The sequence below is a fragment of the bacterium genome (assembly GCA_019695305.1).
Lineage (GTDB): Bacteria > UBA10199 > UBA10199 > UBA10199 > JAIBAG01 > JAIBAG01.
Window position 1 is genome coordinate 115,960 of record JAIBAG010000001.1, and the last position, 16,172, is coordinate 132,131.

At 39.3% G+C, this 16,172-nt stretch carries 13 protein-coding genes; 7 read left to right on the forward strand and 6 right to left on the reverse strand.

Going from position 1 to position 16,172, the window contains the following annotated elements:
- Positions 1–63: 63 nt before the first annotated feature.
- Complete coding sequence (locus K1X76_00565) at positions 64–1,734, forward strand: DUF4215 domain-containing protein (protein MBX7147549.1); 1,671 nt, start codon at positions 64–66, stop codon at positions 1,732–1,734.
- 79 nt (positions 1,735–1,813) lie between these two features.
- On the opposite strand, the gene K1X76_00570 is transcribed toward K1X76_00565, so the two are convergent.
- Positions 1,814–2,809, reverse strand: coding sequence for a class I SAM-dependent methyltransferase (locus tag K1X76_00570; protein MBX7147550.1), 996 nt, complete (start codon positions 2,807–2,809; stop codon positions 1,814–1,816).
- Here K1X76_00570 and K1X76_00575 point away from each other — a divergent pair.
- The gene (locus tag K1X76_00575) at positions 2,795–4,225 is read left to right on the forward strand and encodes an FAD-binding oxidoreductase (protein MBX7147551.1); all 1,431 of its coding nucleotides are present in this window, start codon (positions 2,795–2,797) and stop codon (positions 4,223–4,225) included. The genes K1X76_00570 and K1X76_00575 overlap by 15 nt on opposite strands.
- A complete protein-coding gene (locus tag K1X76_00580) occupies positions 4,222–5,250 on the forward strand; it encodes a hypothetical protein (protein MBX7147552.1) in 1,029 nt (342 codons plus the stop codon). Before K1X76_00575 ends, K1X76_00580 begins: the two co-directional genes overlap by 4 nt.
- Before the next feature lie 20 nt (positions 5,251–5,270).
- On the opposite strand, the gene gyrB is transcribed toward K1X76_00580, so the two are convergent.
- From gyrB to dnaA, 4 genes are all read right to left on the reverse strand, one after another.
- Positions 5,271–7,685: a DNA topoisomerase (ATP-hydrolyzing) subunit B gene (gene gyrB, locus K1X76_00585; protein ID MBX7147553.1), complete on the reverse strand. Its 2,415-nt coding sequence runs from the start codon at positions 7,683–7,685 to the stop codon at positions 5,271–5,273.
- Positions 7,686–7,760: 75 nt separating this feature from the next.
- The gene (locus K1X76_00590; GenBank protein ID MBX7147554.1) at positions 7,761–8,867 is read right to left on the reverse strand and encodes a DNA replication/repair protein RecF; all 1,107 of its coding nucleotides are present in this window, start codon (positions 8,865–8,867) and stop codon (positions 7,761–7,763) included.
- Between the two features lie 18 nt (positions 8,868–8,885).
- A complete protein-coding gene (dnaN, locus tag K1X76_00595; protein MBX7147555.1) occupies positions 8,886–9,980 on the reverse strand; it encodes a DNA polymerase III subunit beta in 1,095 nt (364 codons plus the stop codon).
- A gap of 714 nt (positions 9,981–10,694) precedes the next feature.
- Positions 10,695–12,032: a chromosomal replication initiator protein DnaA gene (gene dnaA, locus K1X76_00600; protein MBX7147556.1), complete on the reverse strand. Its 1,338-nt coding sequence runs from the start codon at positions 12,030–12,032 to the stop codon at positions 10,695–10,697.
- 560 nt (positions 12,033–12,592) lie between these two features.
- Between dnaA and rpmH the strand changes: the two genes are divergently transcribed.
- The 4 genes from rpmH to yidC all read left to right on the forward strand — a co-directional run bounded on the left by rpmH (position 12,593) and on the right by yidC (position 15,061).
- Positions 12,593–12,742: a 50S ribosomal protein L34 gene (rpmH, locus tag K1X76_00605; GenBank protein MBX7147557.1), complete on the forward strand. Its 150-nt coding sequence runs from the start codon at positions 12,593–12,595 to the stop codon at positions 12,740–12,742.
- Positions 12,743–12,831: 89 nt separating this feature from the next.
- Complete coding sequence (rnpA, locus tag K1X76_00610) at positions 12,832–13,182, forward strand: ribonuclease P protein component (GenBank protein MBX7147558.1); 351 nt, start codon at positions 12,832–12,834, stop codon at positions 13,180–13,182.
- Positions 13,146–13,367, forward strand: a complete 222-nt coding sequence (gene yidD / locus K1X76_00615) for a membrane protein insertion efficiency factor YidD (GenBank protein MBX7147559.1) — start codon at positions 13,146–13,148, stop codon at positions 13,365–13,367. The genes rnpA and yidD overlap by 37 nt, the downstream gene beginning before the upstream one ends.
- Positions 13,368–13,372: 5 nt before the next feature.
- Positions 13,373–15,061, forward strand: coding sequence for a membrane protein insertase YidC (gene yidC, locus K1X76_00620; GenBank protein ID MBX7147560.1), 1,689 nt, complete (start codon positions 13,373–13,375; stop codon positions 15,059–15,061).
- A 1-nt stretch (position 15,062) separates the two neighbouring features.
- On the opposite strand, the gene K1X76_00625 is transcribed toward yidC, so the two are convergent.
- Entirely contained in the window at positions 15,063–16,169 is a 1,107-nt protein-coding gene (locus tag K1X76_00625; protein ID MBX7147561.1) for a hypothetical protein, read from the reverse strand.
- Positions 16,170–16,172 lie beyond the last annotated feature (3 nt).

The window sequence follows — 16,172 nt, forward strand, 5'->3', positions numbered from 1 at the left end:
AATTGCAATTCACTCACTTTGGGTCAGGTTACAAACTGGTTTTATTTAAGAGAGGCATTTTATATGAAATTATTACGTTACTTTTTTACTCTTTTAACCCTTCTTATTTCTGTATCGGCACATACTCAAGAAACGCTGACTCTTTGCGCGACCGATCAGCTTAAACCCGGGTGCCCTGATACCAGTTTTGCAAACGGAGCGGGTTTTGTAGCTGAAGATTATGATGTATCCAATCCACAACTCACAGCTTCCAAAGTATTTATTGATGGAGAAAAAAATATCAATATCACGGGCCTTTCTCAAGGTAAGAAATTTTTATTTGGTTTTTTTGGAGGTTTTCATCATGACGGCATTAAAAATACCAATTACTCGGGTACAATAGGATCTTTGGGCTTAACTCTACCGGTTTTCCCGCTCCCTTTCTTTACACCTCAGGATATGTTGCTCTTAACGGATGGCACTGTTGTTATTAGCGGCTCTGCAGCCGGCAATACAAAAAAATTCCCTGTGCTTTTTGGAAAACGTTCGGGAGAAATTAATAAGGAAACTATAAAAGAAGATTTTCAGTTGATAACAGGTGCACCCGAAAGTACAAACGGGGGTGAATCGATCACTTCTTTGAGTGTTGATAATGAAAATAGAATATTAGGGGCTGGTACTAACAGACAACAGGAGCTGCCTGATTTTGAAACCAGAAAAGTTATTCTTTACCGATATACACGGGATACCGAACAAAAATGGATGGTTGATTCCAGTTTTGGCGTGAATGGATATAAAACGTTTGATGCGGGCCTTAATCCCTTGGTGATGAAAACCATTGTAGATACTCAGGGCAATATTTATATTTCGGGTTTTACAACAACACAAATTTCAGATCCTAGCCAAGACAATCCTATTGCTGGATTTATCATCAAAATCCCTGTTGAAGGTAATGCCACCATCATCACCAAAGCAATTGATCAGCAACAAACTTATTTTGCAAATATTAGTATTGATAAAAACGGTAACATCCTGGCCAGTGGCTATACCAATAACCAGGAAACCAAATTTAATGATCTTTTAATTTCAAAATACGACTCAAATCTAACAGAAACTTCCACCCAGATATTACCTCTTGATTCCTTTTTTCAGCCATCAAGGATAATAGTGGATAGCCAAGATAACATCATTTTTGGTGGCTTTAAAATGGATAGTCCATTTTCTAACAAAGCAACTCTAATAAAATTAAAATTTTCTACCGATGCCAATAACTACGGTTTTGATCCAAATTTTAAAGATGCCGGTATCTCTATTCTTGATTTTGGAAACAGCCAGAGTCTTATTACAGATTTAAGCGTAGATGAAAATGATAATATTGTAGCAATTGGCAATGTTTCTAGCAAAACAGATACTGGTAAAGTGGGTGGTAAGCTTCTTGTAACACGCGTTTTAAACAACCTTTGCGGCAACGGTATTAAAGAAGGTAACGAAGAATGCGATGATGGCAATACTATCGATAAAGACGGGTGCTCAGCAAGCTGCGATGAGGAAAATGAAGGATCGAGCATTCCTGACCATGCAGGCGATGGCACCGAATCGGGAAATGCTCACGTTGGGGGTAAAGCTAGCGGTGGTTGTTCACTGCAAAGTCAAACTATGACTACTTCTTTTTTCGGCTTTTTATTAAGTAGCTTGATGATGGGGCTAGGTTTGGGACTGATGCGACTGGCGGTTGAAAATAAAAGTGAGAAATAATTATTTTAAAGAAACAACTGAAGACATAGTATCAATACTGCCTGTTGGAAGTATATTTAAATTTGAGTTTGATAAAAAATTATATTTTTACAAACTCCATTAAAGCATTATGAGTGGGGTCGCCCGGTTGAAACTGGTTGGTCCCATTCTTTTTAAAACCTCGCGATTCAAGATAAGTGGTAATTTCGGCAATAGACGTAAAATGCCGCACTTCTTCGTAATTAGTTTCCCACGGAATATTAAGCCCTGCATTAAAGACATCGTGAGCCAAAGCCACAATACGTTCCATATCAGGCGAATTAACATCATGATCACGCAATAATAACTTCCCTCCGGGTTTCATAACATTGCAAATCCCGTCTACGAAGGCATCGCGCCTCTCACCTGGAGAATGATGAAAACCAATATAGTTGGTAACAACATCTACACTATTCATGGGAATATGCTCTTCTAAGTGTGGCTCATAATTATTTAAATCAATAAAATCACCTATGGGCGTAAGTTGCCCACGCTCCATAATATCTACCGGCGAATACGTGGGTTTCGCCCAATGCAATAAATAAATTTTATTCTTAATTTTAAGATGATCCTTAATTTTACTGATGTAGCGCCCAGGGCTACCAATTTCGAGGTAATTTTCAATATTATCGCCTTGATGAATAAAATTAAAGGTTTGACGGGCCATTTCTTCTTTTTGGACTTTTAAGGACGGAAGCGAATAGGTAAGATCGGCTAAAAATGGTTTTACCTTCTTTAAATTCTTCTGAATGTAGAGGTACACCTCTTGGTCGGTCTTGGTAGTATTCACACCTTCTTCAATAAGAGCATGAAAATCATTTTCTGGGAAAATCGTATAAACATTTTTAAAAAACAAAAAGAATTGTTCTTTTAAAACAGGATCGTGGTAAATTGCAGCAAAGTTGCCTTGACCGGGTTGACTAGGGTTTAACTTTACTAAACCCTCACCTAAATATCTGTTAAACGACAAATCACTGGCCCACAGTTTTTTGGTAACAAAGGCAGCCCAAACCACTAACAGGCCTTTTATAAAGGTACGTCTATGAAGATTTTCCATTCCGCTAAATTACACCAATTTTTTTCAATATTCATTATTTTTATATTTTTATTATTAGCACACACCATACAAGCAGGGCCCATTATTAACGATATTACGGGACTTAATCCTATAGAGGTAAATCGAGAAATTGCGCCACACTCCATTTCTGAAATCCAGGAAGCTGTTAAAAATTGGGATGGAAAAATATCAATAGGCGGTGGACGTTTTAGCATGGGGGGTCAAACCGCTTCAGAAAATGCACTTTTCATCAATATGCGCGAATTTAACAAAGTTATCTCCTTTGATGCCTCTCAAAAAACCATAACCGTAGAACCCGGTATTACCTGGCATAAAATTCAGGAATATATCGACCCTCATAATCTCTCAGTGCGCATCATGCAAACCTACAGCAATTTTACAGTAGGTGGCTCCATCAGCGTGAATGTTCATGGACGATATATGGGCGAAGGGCCTCTTGTAAAATCATTACAATCTATCAAAGTAGTTTTAGCTGATGGATCTCTTGTAAGTGCTAGCCCCACTGAAAATAGCGAACTTTTCTACGCCTGTGCCGGCGGCATGGGTGGCATGGGTGTTATTGTAGAGGCCACATTAGGCTTAGCTGATAATGTTAAGGTAAGACGCGAAGATAAAAAAATGGATACTACCGCGTATAAAGATTTCTTTTTTAAAAATGTACGGGGTAATAGCGATGTCATTTTTCATAATGGGGATATTTACCCGCCACATTATAACCACGTACGCGCTGTGAGTTGGAAAAAAACAGACGAAAATCTTACCGTTACCGACCGTTTAATACCGCAAAATGATTCATACCCTATGGAAAAAACTTTTATGTGGCTTGTTTCCAAAGGAAATACTGGAAAATGGATTCGTCAATATATTGTAGACCCGCTCTATTATGCCTACACAGGCCATCCCGTTAAATGGCGCAATCATGAAGCTAGTTACGATGCTTTTGAATTAGCACCTATTTCTGGAAATGATTTTTCGTATGTATTACAGGAATATTTTGTGCCTGTTGAAAAATTTGATTCTTTTGTACCCTTGATGCGCGCCGTTTTTGAAAAATACGATGTTAACGTTGTTAATGTTTCTATCCGACATGCTTATGCCGATCCGGGCGCCTTATTAGCCTGGGCCAGAGGCGAAACATTTGCCTTTGTAGTGTATTATAAGCAAGGAACAAGCGAGGAAAATAAAGCAATAGTAGGAAAATGGACCAGAGAAATGATTGATGCGGTACTGACAGTAGATGGACGTTATTACTTACCTTACCAGCCTCACGCTACAGAAGAGCAATTTCACAAGGCTTATCCTAACGCATCCCGTTTTTTTGAACTTAAAAAGCACTACGATCCCAATTATAAATTTACCAACAAGCTTTGGGATAAATATTATCATAACCTATGAAATATTTTTTTTTATTACTTTTAATCTGTTTTTCTCTAAATGCATATTCAGCAAGCGATAGAGACAAAATAAACGAGCTTACCAAAAATGAATACGAGCGCCCGCTCTCTAGCACCTATCTGACGTTTCCAGAATGGTTCATTGTTTACATGTCGCAAGATTATGCCGAGTTTATCAAACACAATAAACCTAGCCGTTTTCCCTATTTTGCCGAAATTGCAAGCTTTTGGAAATGCTACCAAACTGTTTATCGCGAAACTAAAAAATTAAACAATTTTAACTGGGGAGATCACTTCATGCTGTGGGTGATTGGTTTTAGTCAATCGGCCGAATTTGCCATAAAAAGCATTTATGAGCATTCTATTGGAATATTTACCGAATACATAGGCGGTCATGATACCGATGAAGATAATTTCGTAAAAGCTCTTCATGCCGATTATGTGCGCTTTATTTACGATTATCCTTGGTACGAATACCCATTTGCTTCGCGCTTTAATCTGTTGTGGGAAAAGGTTCCAACAGAAGGGCCAAACAAAATACGCAAGTGGGAACGACGGCTTGTTTTATCTGCCGAGCTTTTTGTTAAATCTCTTTATGGCCAGATGACAAAGGAAGGAACGAAGGGCCTTTATGGCCAAACAGCCTATAAAATTTATGCGCTTACTCGAGCTTTTAACTGGCCCAGTTTAAACGACAAACGTATTGAAAGAGTAGCTCCCTTAAATGACTTGGAGCTTATTCGTATTCCACGTTTTAATGAGTTTACTTCACTCGTGCCGGAGCTTGTTAAAAGGGGAGTTGTGTTTAAAGAAATAGCCGGAAATAAAAAAATCTTTGCAACAATTTTAATTAAAGATGATGCCAATCCTCAATTTACAGAACAAAACATTCTTTTTAAAATGGATTCACCGCTTCAAAATTCCATAACTAGATGGGGTATTTTAATTCCACTTCATACATTTGATTCATTTTTTTCTCAAATTAATGGAACTACGGTTTTACTCGAACACTTGTATGATTACTGAGGAAAGCGGGATAACCAAAATTAGATATCCAAATTCCGCACATTAAGAGCGTTCTTTTCGATAAAATCGCGGCGGGGTTCTACCTGATCACCCATAAGCACCGTAAAGATTTGATCACATTCTACAGCATCTTCAACTTTTACCTGCAGAAGCGTACGCACGGTAGGATCCATGGTAGTTTCCCATAATTGAGACGGGTTCATTTCGCCCAATCCTTTGTAACGCTGGATGTTCATTCCTTTTTTACCTTCTTCAAATACAGCTGTGCGAACATCTTCCAAACGCTTGGCTATTTCTTTTTTATCACCATTTTGAATGGTGTATGGGCCATCACCCAAAATTTCGCGGAATTCTTTTTCCAGTTTTTTTACTTCGTGAATTTCGGCTGTTACCAAAAAGGATGTATCTAAAACGGTGCGTTTCATCACACCATGATAGGTTGTTTTATAAATAAGTCTTTTGGCCGAATGCTCGGGATCGTCTTGTTCTTCAATATCAAACGAACCCATATCGGTAAACATGGTTTTCAGATAATTGTCCATCACCGCTTGTTGGCTTTTTAGTTCGCTAGGGGTAGAAAAAGTTTCCTTGCGAATTTCACTACCACGTACAAGGGCTTCTATCACGCGTGGGTCACCAAATTTTTCGGCGCGCGTCATAATTTGGCCATGCACTACCAGCTTGCGGATTAAATCTTTAAGACCTTCGCCCGTTACATTTTTATTTTTTCCACTCACCACCATGTTATCGGTACCCTGGGCAATAAGAAAAGCTTGATACTGTTTATCGTCTTTTAAATACTGTTCGGTTTTCCCTTTTTTGATTTTATAAAGAGGAGGTTGCGCAATATATAAATAGCCACGCTCGATAATCTGCGGCATTTGACGATAAAAGAAAGTAAGGAGAAGCGTACGGATATGAGCCCCGTCCACATCGGCATCGGTCATGATGATGATGTTATGATAACGCAGTTTTTCAATATTATAATCTTCCTCACCAATACCTGCACCCAAAGCCGTAATAAGAACACGAATTTCTTCGGAGGAAAGCATTTTGTCAAAACGCGCTTTTTCTACGTTTAGAATTTTACCTTTTAAAGGCAAGATAGCCTGATTTTTACGGTCACGGCCTTGTTTGGCAGATCCACCGGCCGAATCCCCTTCCACTATGTATAATTCGGAAAGTGCCGGATCTTTTTCCTGACAATCGGCCAGTTTACCAGGAAGTGCGTTAGAATCGAGAGCTCCTTTACGACGCACCAAATTACGAGCCTTACGAGCCGCTTCACGAGCACGGGCGGCATCAATTACTTTAAATACAATACGCTTGGCATCGCCAGGATTTGCATCCAGATAAGCCGAAAACTTATCGTTCATGATTTGCTTGACCAAACCTTCAACTTCGGAATTACCCAATTTACCTTTGGTTTGGCCTTCAAATTGGGGATTAGGTAATTTAACGCTCACAACAGCCGTTAAGCCTTCGCGTATATCCTCACCGCTTGGCTTTTCCTCGAGTCCTTTTAAAAGATTATGTTGATCGGCATAGGCATTGATACAACGAGTTAACGCCGATCGAAATCCGGAAAGGTGCGTACCGCCCTCAGCCGTATTGATGTTGTTGGCAAATGAAAAGACGGTTTCATTATAAGCATCGTTCCACTGAAGTGCCACTTCCACCACTACTTTGTCTTTTTCGGCAATAAACGAGATAATTTTTTCGTGCACGGGTTGTTTGCGCTGGTTTAAAAACTCCACAAAGCTCATCAACCCGCCCTTATATTCAAACACATGTTCTTTTTCGGTACGGTCGTCTTTTACTACAATTTTTACTCCACGATTTAAAAACGAGAGTTCGCGCAAACGCTGCGAAAGAATATCAAAACTAAATTCGGTAGTTTCAAAAATTTCTTTATCGGGCAAAAACCAAACTTTAGTGCCACGGTTTTCTGTTACTCCTACCTCTTTAAGAGGGGCCTGAGGCACCCCACGACGGTACGATTGCTGATACACTTTACCACCGCGCTTGATTTCGAGCTCTAGTTTTTCGGAAAGTGCATTCACACAGGATACGCCCACACCATGCAGCCCACCCGATACTTTGTAAGCCGAGTTTTCAAATTTACCACCAGCATGCAGCTTTGTAAGCACCACCTCAGCGGCCGATACTCCTTCGGTTTCATGAATATCTACCGGAATACCACGACCGTTATCTTCTACCGTAATGGCCCCATCAATATGAATAGTAACGCTCACCTCATTACAAAAGCCGGCCAACGCCTCATCAATACTGTTATCCACCACCTCATAAACTAAATGATGCAAACCACGCCCGCTGGTAGAACCAATATACATGGCGGGCCGTTTGCGCACGGCATCAAGGCCCTCTAAAATTTTAATGGAAGATGCGTTATAATCTTGAGCTGTTTGCGTCATATTTTCGTTATCTGAGATGATAATTGTCATACCGGCAAAGGCCGGTTTTACGAGGGAAAAATGCCGTTCGTAATCTTACTTTGCTAGCACAGAAATGTGTCCTTCTTCAACCAAAAAAGATGTTCCTTCATGATCAAAAAAGCCTTCTAAATTCTTGGGTTTGGTGGTGGTTAAAAACACCTGGCCGGCAGATTTGGAAAGACGTTCAAAAAGACGTTTTTGACGCTCGGGATCAAGCTCACTAGCAACATCATCCAACAGAAAAAGGGGAGGAAAGCCCCATTTTTGTTCATAAAGGGTCACTTGTGCTGCTTTTAAGGCTATAAGTGAGGTCCTGTTTTCACCCTGAGAGCCATAAACACCAACATCTCTGTCATCTAACATCACCAGCCAGTCATCCCGGTGTGGGCCCACAACCGATTCTCGTCGCCGTTTTTCCTCATTTTTACGCTGGGCCAGTTGATTGACAAGCAAGGTATAAATTTCTTTTTCTTCCATATGGGGCAAAAGCCCCTCCATGCTGTTATAACGGAGCTGCATTTTACCCACGCCGCCCAAATTGGTGTTTTCAATATCCACACAGCTATTCATTTTTGCTATCCATTCTAGCCGCCCCGCTATCAGTGAGGCTCCCAAAGCAGCCAATTTCTCATTCCATACATCCAGCTGATCGTCCCCCCACCCTTCTTTTAAAACCTTATTTTTTTGCTCAACAATTTTATCGTAATCGGCAATGGTTTTAAGTAGCAGTGGATTATCTAAAAAAAGAGCTTTATTAATAGCACGCCGTCTTTTGGAGGGTGAATCACGAAACAAATACACATCGCGGGGTTCAAACAACAATATAGGGATAAGACCGTAATAATCTCGATACAACTGGGGTTTTTTACCATCAAGCCTCACATCACGATGATGGGGTGTGAGTGTTATTTTAATATGATGGTTAATAGCATCTCGTATAAGATCGGCCTCAATTAAAGCATCGGTCTCATTTTTTTTAACAAATTCATGACGCGTAGAAGTTCTAAACGAATTAAGAAAGCCCAAATAATGCACCGCTTCTAGCAAATTGGTTTTACCTTGAGCATTAGGGCCAATGATAACGTTAAAATGAGGATGACACTCTACAACTTGATGGCTGTAATTGCGGAAGTTTTTAAGCGTGAGCTTCTGTATATTCACTCGTTACTATCCACTTCTTCAAATTCTCATCGGCATAATCACCGATAAAAAACCTTCTTCTTTTTCGGATTGAATAAGACAGGGTGCTAGCTCGTTTTCTAGCTTTAACTGAACCGACTCATCTTTAATAACATCCAAGACATCCAAAAAGTACCGCGCATTAAAACCAACCGATATTTTTTCAGATTTATAGTTAATATCAAACTCTTCCTTAGCTTCTCCTAAATCGGGGTTGGTAATAGATACTTCAAGAAGTGATGGTGTGAAATTAAAAACAACCCCACGAGATTTTTCATTTGATAAAAGAGATACGCGACGCAAAGCTCCCACAAGCTTTTCACGAGGAATAACAGCAAGTTTGGTGTTTCCCTTGGGCACTACCCGTTCATAATCGGGAAAATCACCATCTACCAAGCGGATAAAAAGCGATTCGTTTCCTTTGCGAGCAAAAATATTCTTTGGGGAAATTGCCAATTCAAAAGATCCTTCTTTAGATACCATTCTTTTAAGTTCGCTTATCCCTTTACGCGGCACAATCACCTTAATTTCTCCAAGGCCCCGTGTAACCACATCACCATTTACAACCGATAAGCGATGACCATCGGTTGATACCATTCTTAATCCATCCCCTACTTTTTGAAGCAAAATACCGGCCAAGTTATGGCGTGTATCGTCGGTTGACATAGAAAAAGCTGTTTTTTCTATCATACGTAAGAACAACTCACAGGGAATTTCTAAAGAATCGGCTTCTACTTTAGGGGTTTGAGGAAATTCAGAAGCATTAAGCCCAGGAATTTTAAATAAGGAACTTCCCGCCTTAACCTCAATACGATCGTTATCTTTTAATGTAAGTTTAATTTCGGTGTCACGAATTTCACGGACTATGTCATGCAAGCTACGACACGATACAGTGATTTTACCCGGAGTGGATACCGTGGCAGGCACCTGAGTGATAAAAGTTACTTCTAGGTCGGTTGCCGACACTTTAAGACCGTGTTTATCGGCTTCAAGTAAAACATTTGAGAGTACGGGCATGGTATTCTTTTTCTCTACCACTCCCATGGCTTTTGCTAACGTTTCTAAAAATTGTTCTCTCGTAATTTTAAATTCCATTTTTTTCTCCTTATACTCTTCATTAGTTTAAAATGAAGGTGTGTGAAAGTATTACTTGAACCGTTTCATTTTTATTTTCCTAAAAACTATCTTTCACCTCAAGTAAAACTTCAAGAGGTGTTTCCCCTCTTATTCTTTATTAATTTAATATATTAAAACAGTAGTCATCTTAGAGACTGTGGATAAGAGGTATAAGTTTAAAACTTGCTCTAAAATAACCCTTTTTTTAAAATTTCGCTGTGGGTTTCTTTTTATGTTGTCCGTGAAAATTTTAAGTTATCCTTTTTGAGTGAGTGCATACTGTGAATAAGATTTTGTTATCCACATCAAAAAGTTTTTTATCCCTCTATTATCAACACGTACTTGTTGATAAGAAAATTTTTATGTTCAAGTTTTACTTGAGCACGTTTATTATGATTAGCTGCTCGCTTCTTTGAGATCAAGAGAAAAGACGTTTTGCTTGGAGAATTTTTGCTTAGCTATGGGTGGAGGACAAGTTTGTATTGAAAATTTTTATTTATCTGAAATCCGTCTATTAGATATCGCCCCCACATGTTCTGTGGAGAAAGGCTTTTGGGTGGTGGGGTGGGGGCTCCTGGTTTGGCTACAGATAAATAAAAATTTTCAATACAAACTTGTCCCTTTATCATTTGTGGATACTGGAATAGAAAAATTGTGCTGAAAAATAGAAAAGTGTCTAATTTTAGTGAGAGATTAATGTGTTTGAGCCAGCATTTTTTCTAGAGTTGTCACATTATCGCGAAGTCCCACGTTGTTATCCACTTCCTTTTTGATTTTTTGGCAAGCATGGATCACGGTGGTGTGGTCTTTGCCTCCAAATTTTTGGCCAATTTCAGGAAAAGAAGCTTTTACATGTTTTTTGCACAGATACATGGCAATTTGACGTGGTACCGCCAGGTTTTTGTGACGACGGGGCGATTTAAGATCGGCCACTTTTAATTGAAAATACTCGGCTACCGATTGCTGAATGGATTCTACCGTTAAGGTAGGGGTAAAGCCGTGGAGCATGTTACGCAAAACTTCGTTTGCCAAGCTTACTGTTAAAGGTTGCTTAGAAAGGGAAGCAAATGCGGTAAGGCGAATAAGGCTACCTTCTAAATCACGAACGTTGCTTTTAATGTGCGAGGCAATAAAATTGCAAACATCATCCGGAAAATGAATACCATCAAGTTGAGCTTTTTTACGCAAAATAGCACAACGTGTTTCAAAATCGGGAGCTTGGATATCGGCCAAAAGTCCCCAGCCAAAGCGAGAACGCAAACGTTCTTCCAAATGCGGGATATCTTTGGGTAAAGTATCGGAAGTAAGGATAATTTGTTTGCGCATTTCGTAAAGAGCATTAAATGTATGGAAAAATTCTTCCATGGTGCGCTCTTTACCCGCAATAAATTGGATGTCGTCAATTAAGAGTACATCACAAGCCCTATATTTTTTGCGTAATTCGTAGGTTTTATCGTAACGGATGGAATTAATCACTTCGTTGGTAAATTGTTCGCCGGTAACATACACAATTTTATACGAAGGGTTCTTTTTATAAATTTCAAGACCAATAGCGTTAAGCAAATGAGTTTTACCCAAACCCACACCACCATATATAAAGAGTGGGTTATAGTTTTTTCCCGGATTTTGAGCCACGGCCAGCGAAGCTGCATTTACAAATTGGTTTGACGAGCCTACTACAAACTGATCAAAAGTATATTTGGGACTAAAACCTGTAGGAAGTACCGGTTCGCTTTCTTCAGTAACTACCGAAAGAGCAGGTTTTTTTATGGTATCACTGGTAGAAACTACAGTTTCAGGAGTAGCAGCGGCTTGAGTGCCTACATGAAAATAAACTTCAAACTCCTGGCCTGTGGTTTTAAAGAATAAAAACTTAATGATTTCGTGGTAATTTTCTAAAATCCAGTCCCGTACAAACTTGTTGGGAGCCTCAATTTTAACCTGATTTTGGGCTGTATCTACACTCCAACCACACAGTCCAAACCAGTTATTATAGTTAAATTCGCTTACCTTGGTTTTTAAAGCATCCAAAACCTTCGATAAAACTTCCCCAGAGTTATCCCCGCCCGTTGTTGTCACGATAATGCCGCCCTCTTCTAAATTGTTGAAATCATTAGCGCTTTTAGACACACTTCCCCCATTCACAGTTTTATCCCCACCTGTGTATAAGCCAATAATAGCCCTTTTGTTTAAAAACCTCCCTCATCGGCGGTTTTAAAACGATCTTTAAGGCTGGACTTTTTGATTGGTGTCGCTTAATACCACCCAACTTGAAAAGTTGGATCGCATTTGAAGTGAAACAGAGTTGAAAAAATTTTTTAGGGTTTTCTTAAATTTTAAGTGCCCCTGAAACATTCCCTCAACTCATCTCTCACTTAAAAGACACGCAGTGTTCAAAAAGTGAAATTGTTTTTATGGGTGGATCGAAACTTTTGCAAGATTAAATTATAAAAATTTTTTTCCTGTGGATAAGTGGTTAAGAATTCTGAATTTTTTTTTGAAAACTTTTTGCGTTGACAAAAATATATATTCATCTAAATTCGCGAAACTTTTTATCTGTGCGAAAACTAAATAATTTTGGGAGTTAAAAAATGAAGAGAACCTGGCAACCCAGAAAAATCAAGCGTAAGCGGACACATGGTTTTAAAGCCCGTATGGAAACACCCGGTGGAAGAAGCGTACTTTCTCGTCGTCGTAAAAAAGGTCGCAAGAGACTTGCGCCCGATGTTTACAAAAAATAGTAAACGATAGGGGAAACTTTGATAATGTGTCACTTGAACTGTTCACAGCGATACAAAAAAATTCCCCTTTTTATTTTACCGATTAATCAGTGAGCGAAAATTTCCGTAAATCAAACCGGATTTCTTCGGCGGATGAAATTAGAATTATCCAAAAAAAGGGAGTGTCGTTTAATTTTTTCCCGTTTCGTGCGTATCGCTTAAAAAATAATCTCAAACATCCTCGTATGGCTGTTGCCATTACCAAAAAAGCAGGCAATGCCGTGGTACGGGTAAGAGCGAGACGCCATATTAGAGAATTTTTTAGAAAAAACAAAGACTTGCTGGGTTTTTTTGATTATTACTTTTTTTCATCCTTACCACTTGCGTCGTATAAAAAAAGTGATTGGAAGAAGTTTGGTGTTCAATGGATGGGAGTCGCAACACGATCAGCCGGGGTTTGATTACTTTTTATCAAAGAGGAATCTCTCCTTATCTCCCAAGTGCATGTCGTTATACGCCAACATGCTCGCATTATGCTTTAGAATGTTTTGCACGCTATTCTTGGTGGCATGCTTTTTGGAAAAGTTTAAAACGCATCATCCGTTGCAATCCTTGGGGTGGCAGCGGTTTTGATCCTGTAGAATAAAATTTATGAATAAACCACAACCCATGTTGGCCCTTGTTTTATCAATGGCCGCCATTTTTGTTTACTACACCTTTATTAATCCTCCTGCAAAGCCAACGGTTAATCCCAAAGAACCCCTGGCTGTTTCTACCGAAAAAGTTCCTGTTGCAACTCCAAGCACTCCCACTCCCACTTCACAAGTGTCATCGGCTCCGCAGCCGGCTACTGTCACTTCTTCGTTAATCCCTCAAGGAGGATCGGAAGGCAGTTTTATCATTTATCAGGGTAAAGAAACCGATATTCGGGTTAACATTTCAACAGGGACGATTGATCGTGTTATTTTAAACAATTACCATACAACCACTTCGCCGGATTCGCCTCATACTGATTTATTTAATGAAGGATTTGGTGGTAATGCTTTTTCTCAAACCTGGGGTGTTGCCGATGAAGCGCTTGTTTATAAGCTAACAAGTCATAAAAAAGAAAATAATAGTGAAAAAATTACATTATTGGCACAAAACTCGGTCATTGCAGTTGAAAAAACGTTCACCTTTGGCTCCAAAGCCGACCCTAATTGGGTAGATTTGGATGTAATAGTTACCAATATCGCAACTTCTTCTCAAATTTTAAGCCCCCGTAGTTATATTGTACATGCGCAAAAAGAAGAGGAAAAAAGCACCGGCTTTTTTAGTTTTTTAAAAAAACCGGCCGATTTGTATACGGTACAATATTTGATGGATAATGCTCTTAAAAAAGATGGGATGAATTGGAAAAAGTTGAAAGATAAAACCGAACAACCGGGAATGATCACCTGGACAGGACTAACGGATCGCTATTTTTTAAGCAGCCTTATCTCGCGAGAAACCTCGGATAAAACGAGTATTGCTTATGGAAAAATGGACAATAAATATGTTTATACGTCGCTTTCTTATGGATCCTACACGCTTGAACCGCAAAAAAGTTTAACACAAAAGTTTTCCGGCTATTTTGGGCCCAAAAAGCGTGACACTTTAAAAGCTAATGGTGTGGGTTTGGAAAAAAGTGTGGATTACGGTATGTTTGGATTTATTGCCATCCCGCTGCTTTATCTTTTAATTCAATTACAGCACTTTTTGGGAAACTGGGGTTTGGCCATTATTGCTCTCACCTTTTTAGTAAAAATGCTGCTCCATCCCGTCAATAAAAAATCGATGGAATCGATGAAAGCCATGCAAAAGTTGCAGCCCAAAATGGCCGAAATTAGAGAAAAATATAAAAACGATCGTGAAAAGTTAAACGTAGAAATGATGCAGATTTTTAAGACAAACAATGTAAATCCCATGAGTGGTTGTTTGCCTCTTATTATGCAAATGCCTATTTATTTTGCGCTCTACCGCGTGTTGTGGAATGCCATTGAACTTTATCATGCCCCTTTCTTTGGTTTTTACAAGGATTTAGCCGCTCCCGATCCTTACATGATTTCGCCAGTTCTTTTGGGTATTTTTATGATGCTGCAGCAAAAACTAACTCCATCGGCAGCCAGCGTTGACCCAGCCCAACAAAAAATAATGATGATCATGCCACTGATGTTTTGCGGATTTATGCTCTTTTTACCGTCGGGCTTGGTGATTTACATTTTTGTAAACACCGTCATGTCGGTTATTCAGCAATACATGATGCACAAAGAAGTTTCGGGTATGGACCTTTTAAGAAAACTGTTGCCACAAAAAAACTAAGTTATTTTGGAGTTTCTTCTTTGATGTCAAATGCCCTATTGGGGTCTTTGCTGCCATCAGTAAAAGTAACATCAAAATAGAGATCTCCCCCGGTTGACGATTGATAATGCACCCTAAACTGACCGGCATTAAAACTGTCTGGCACAACTTGAAGCGCAATATCGGCCGATCCCCAACCACCAAAATTGTTTAATTTGATATCTTGAGTTTTTGGATTAAACCATAGGCGATATTGGTATTTGCTATCGCTGCTATTCATATAGTAATATCCATCTGAGGTAGGGCCACAGCCAACGTATGTTTTCCCATTTCCTAAATCAAAATAAGAAGGTGTGTAATTAATTTCTTTCAAGTGAGTGTTTTCCACAAAACCATCTATAAGAGCTTGGGGTGATTGATACCCGCTGGTAGTTAAATTAGCACTAGTTAAATCATCCGTTGTTCTAGCGCTGTAGCTGACAGGATCCATACTTCTTGGATTATTAGCATCAAAATACTCCTGAACGATATTATCGTACATTAGCAAAATATCGGTCGGTTTACTTTGTTCTATATTTAAGTCACGTTTATCGTAAATAATAACGGCTCGCCCGCCGCCAATAGGCGCAATGCCAACCCATTCGGGCATGCTGAGCGTATATATTTTTTCATGACCTAATTTATCTACAGTCATTTGTTTTGTTGCGGGATCATACTTATAAGTAGCATTTGGCAAAGTATCGGCACCATTTAACTGCGAGCGAATAACCTGCTTTTCTCCCTCGGTAAGTTTTGGCCACAAGGCTTTCATTTCATCTGATTGTGTAATTAAAAAATCGAGCGACGTATCACTCATTAAATTAATGCCCCTACCGCGTTGATAATTAAATTCGAAAAGCAGATCTACTTTTTGTGATTTTGTTAATACAGAGCTTGTATCTTCAAGGTAGCCCATAACTTCTGTGACGGAAAGCTGAACTGTTTCGGGCTCTAGTGTGTCTAACCGGATTTCTACTTCTTGAGTTTGTAAGGCTTTTACCAAATAATCTTCCCCCTCAATTTTTTTTGCAACGTCAGCAGAAATTTGTGAACCAAGGGTGTCAGGTGTTGATGTGACTGTAGATCCCATACG

Bases quoted from the DNA above. Each gene is read 5' to 3' on its own strand.
- rpmH (MBX7147557.1), top strand. From the start codon at position 12,593: ATGAAGAGAACCTGGCAACCCAGAAAAATCAAGCGTAAGCGGACACAT.
- K1X76_00625 (MBX7147561.1), bottom strand. From the start codon at position 16,169: ATGGGATCTACAGTCACATCAACACCTGACACCCTTGGTTCACAAATT.
- dnaN (MBX7147555.1), bottom strand. From the start codon at position 9,980: ATGGAATTTAAAATTACGAGAGAACAATTTTTAGAAACGTTAGCAAAA.
- K1X76_00570 (MBX7147550.1), bottom strand. From the start codon at position 2,809: ATGGAAAATCTTCATAGACGTACCTTTATAAAAGGCCTGTTAGTGGTT.
- yidC (MBX7147560.1), top strand. From the start codon at position 13,373: ATGAATAAACCACAACCCATGTTGGCCCTTGTTTTATCAATGGCCGCC.
- K1X76_00565 (MBX7147549.1), top strand. From the start codon at position 64: ATGAAATTATTACGTTACTTTTTTACTCTTTTAACCCTTCTTATTTCT.
- gyrB (MBX7147553.1), bottom strand. From the start codon at position 7,685: ATGACGCAAACAGCTCAAGATTATAACGCATCTTCCATTAAAATTTTA.
- K1X76_00575 (MBX7147551.1), top strand. From the start codon at position 2,795: ATGAAGATTTTCCATTCCGCTAAATTACACCAATTTTTTTCAATATTC.
- yidD (MBX7147559.1), top strand. From the start codon at position 13,146: ATGGATGGGAGTCGCAACACGATCAGCCGGGGTTTGATTACTTTTTAT.
- K1X76_00580 (MBX7147552.1), top strand. From the start codon at position 4,222: ATGAAATATTTTTTTTTATTACTTTTAATCTGTTTTTCTCTAAATGCA.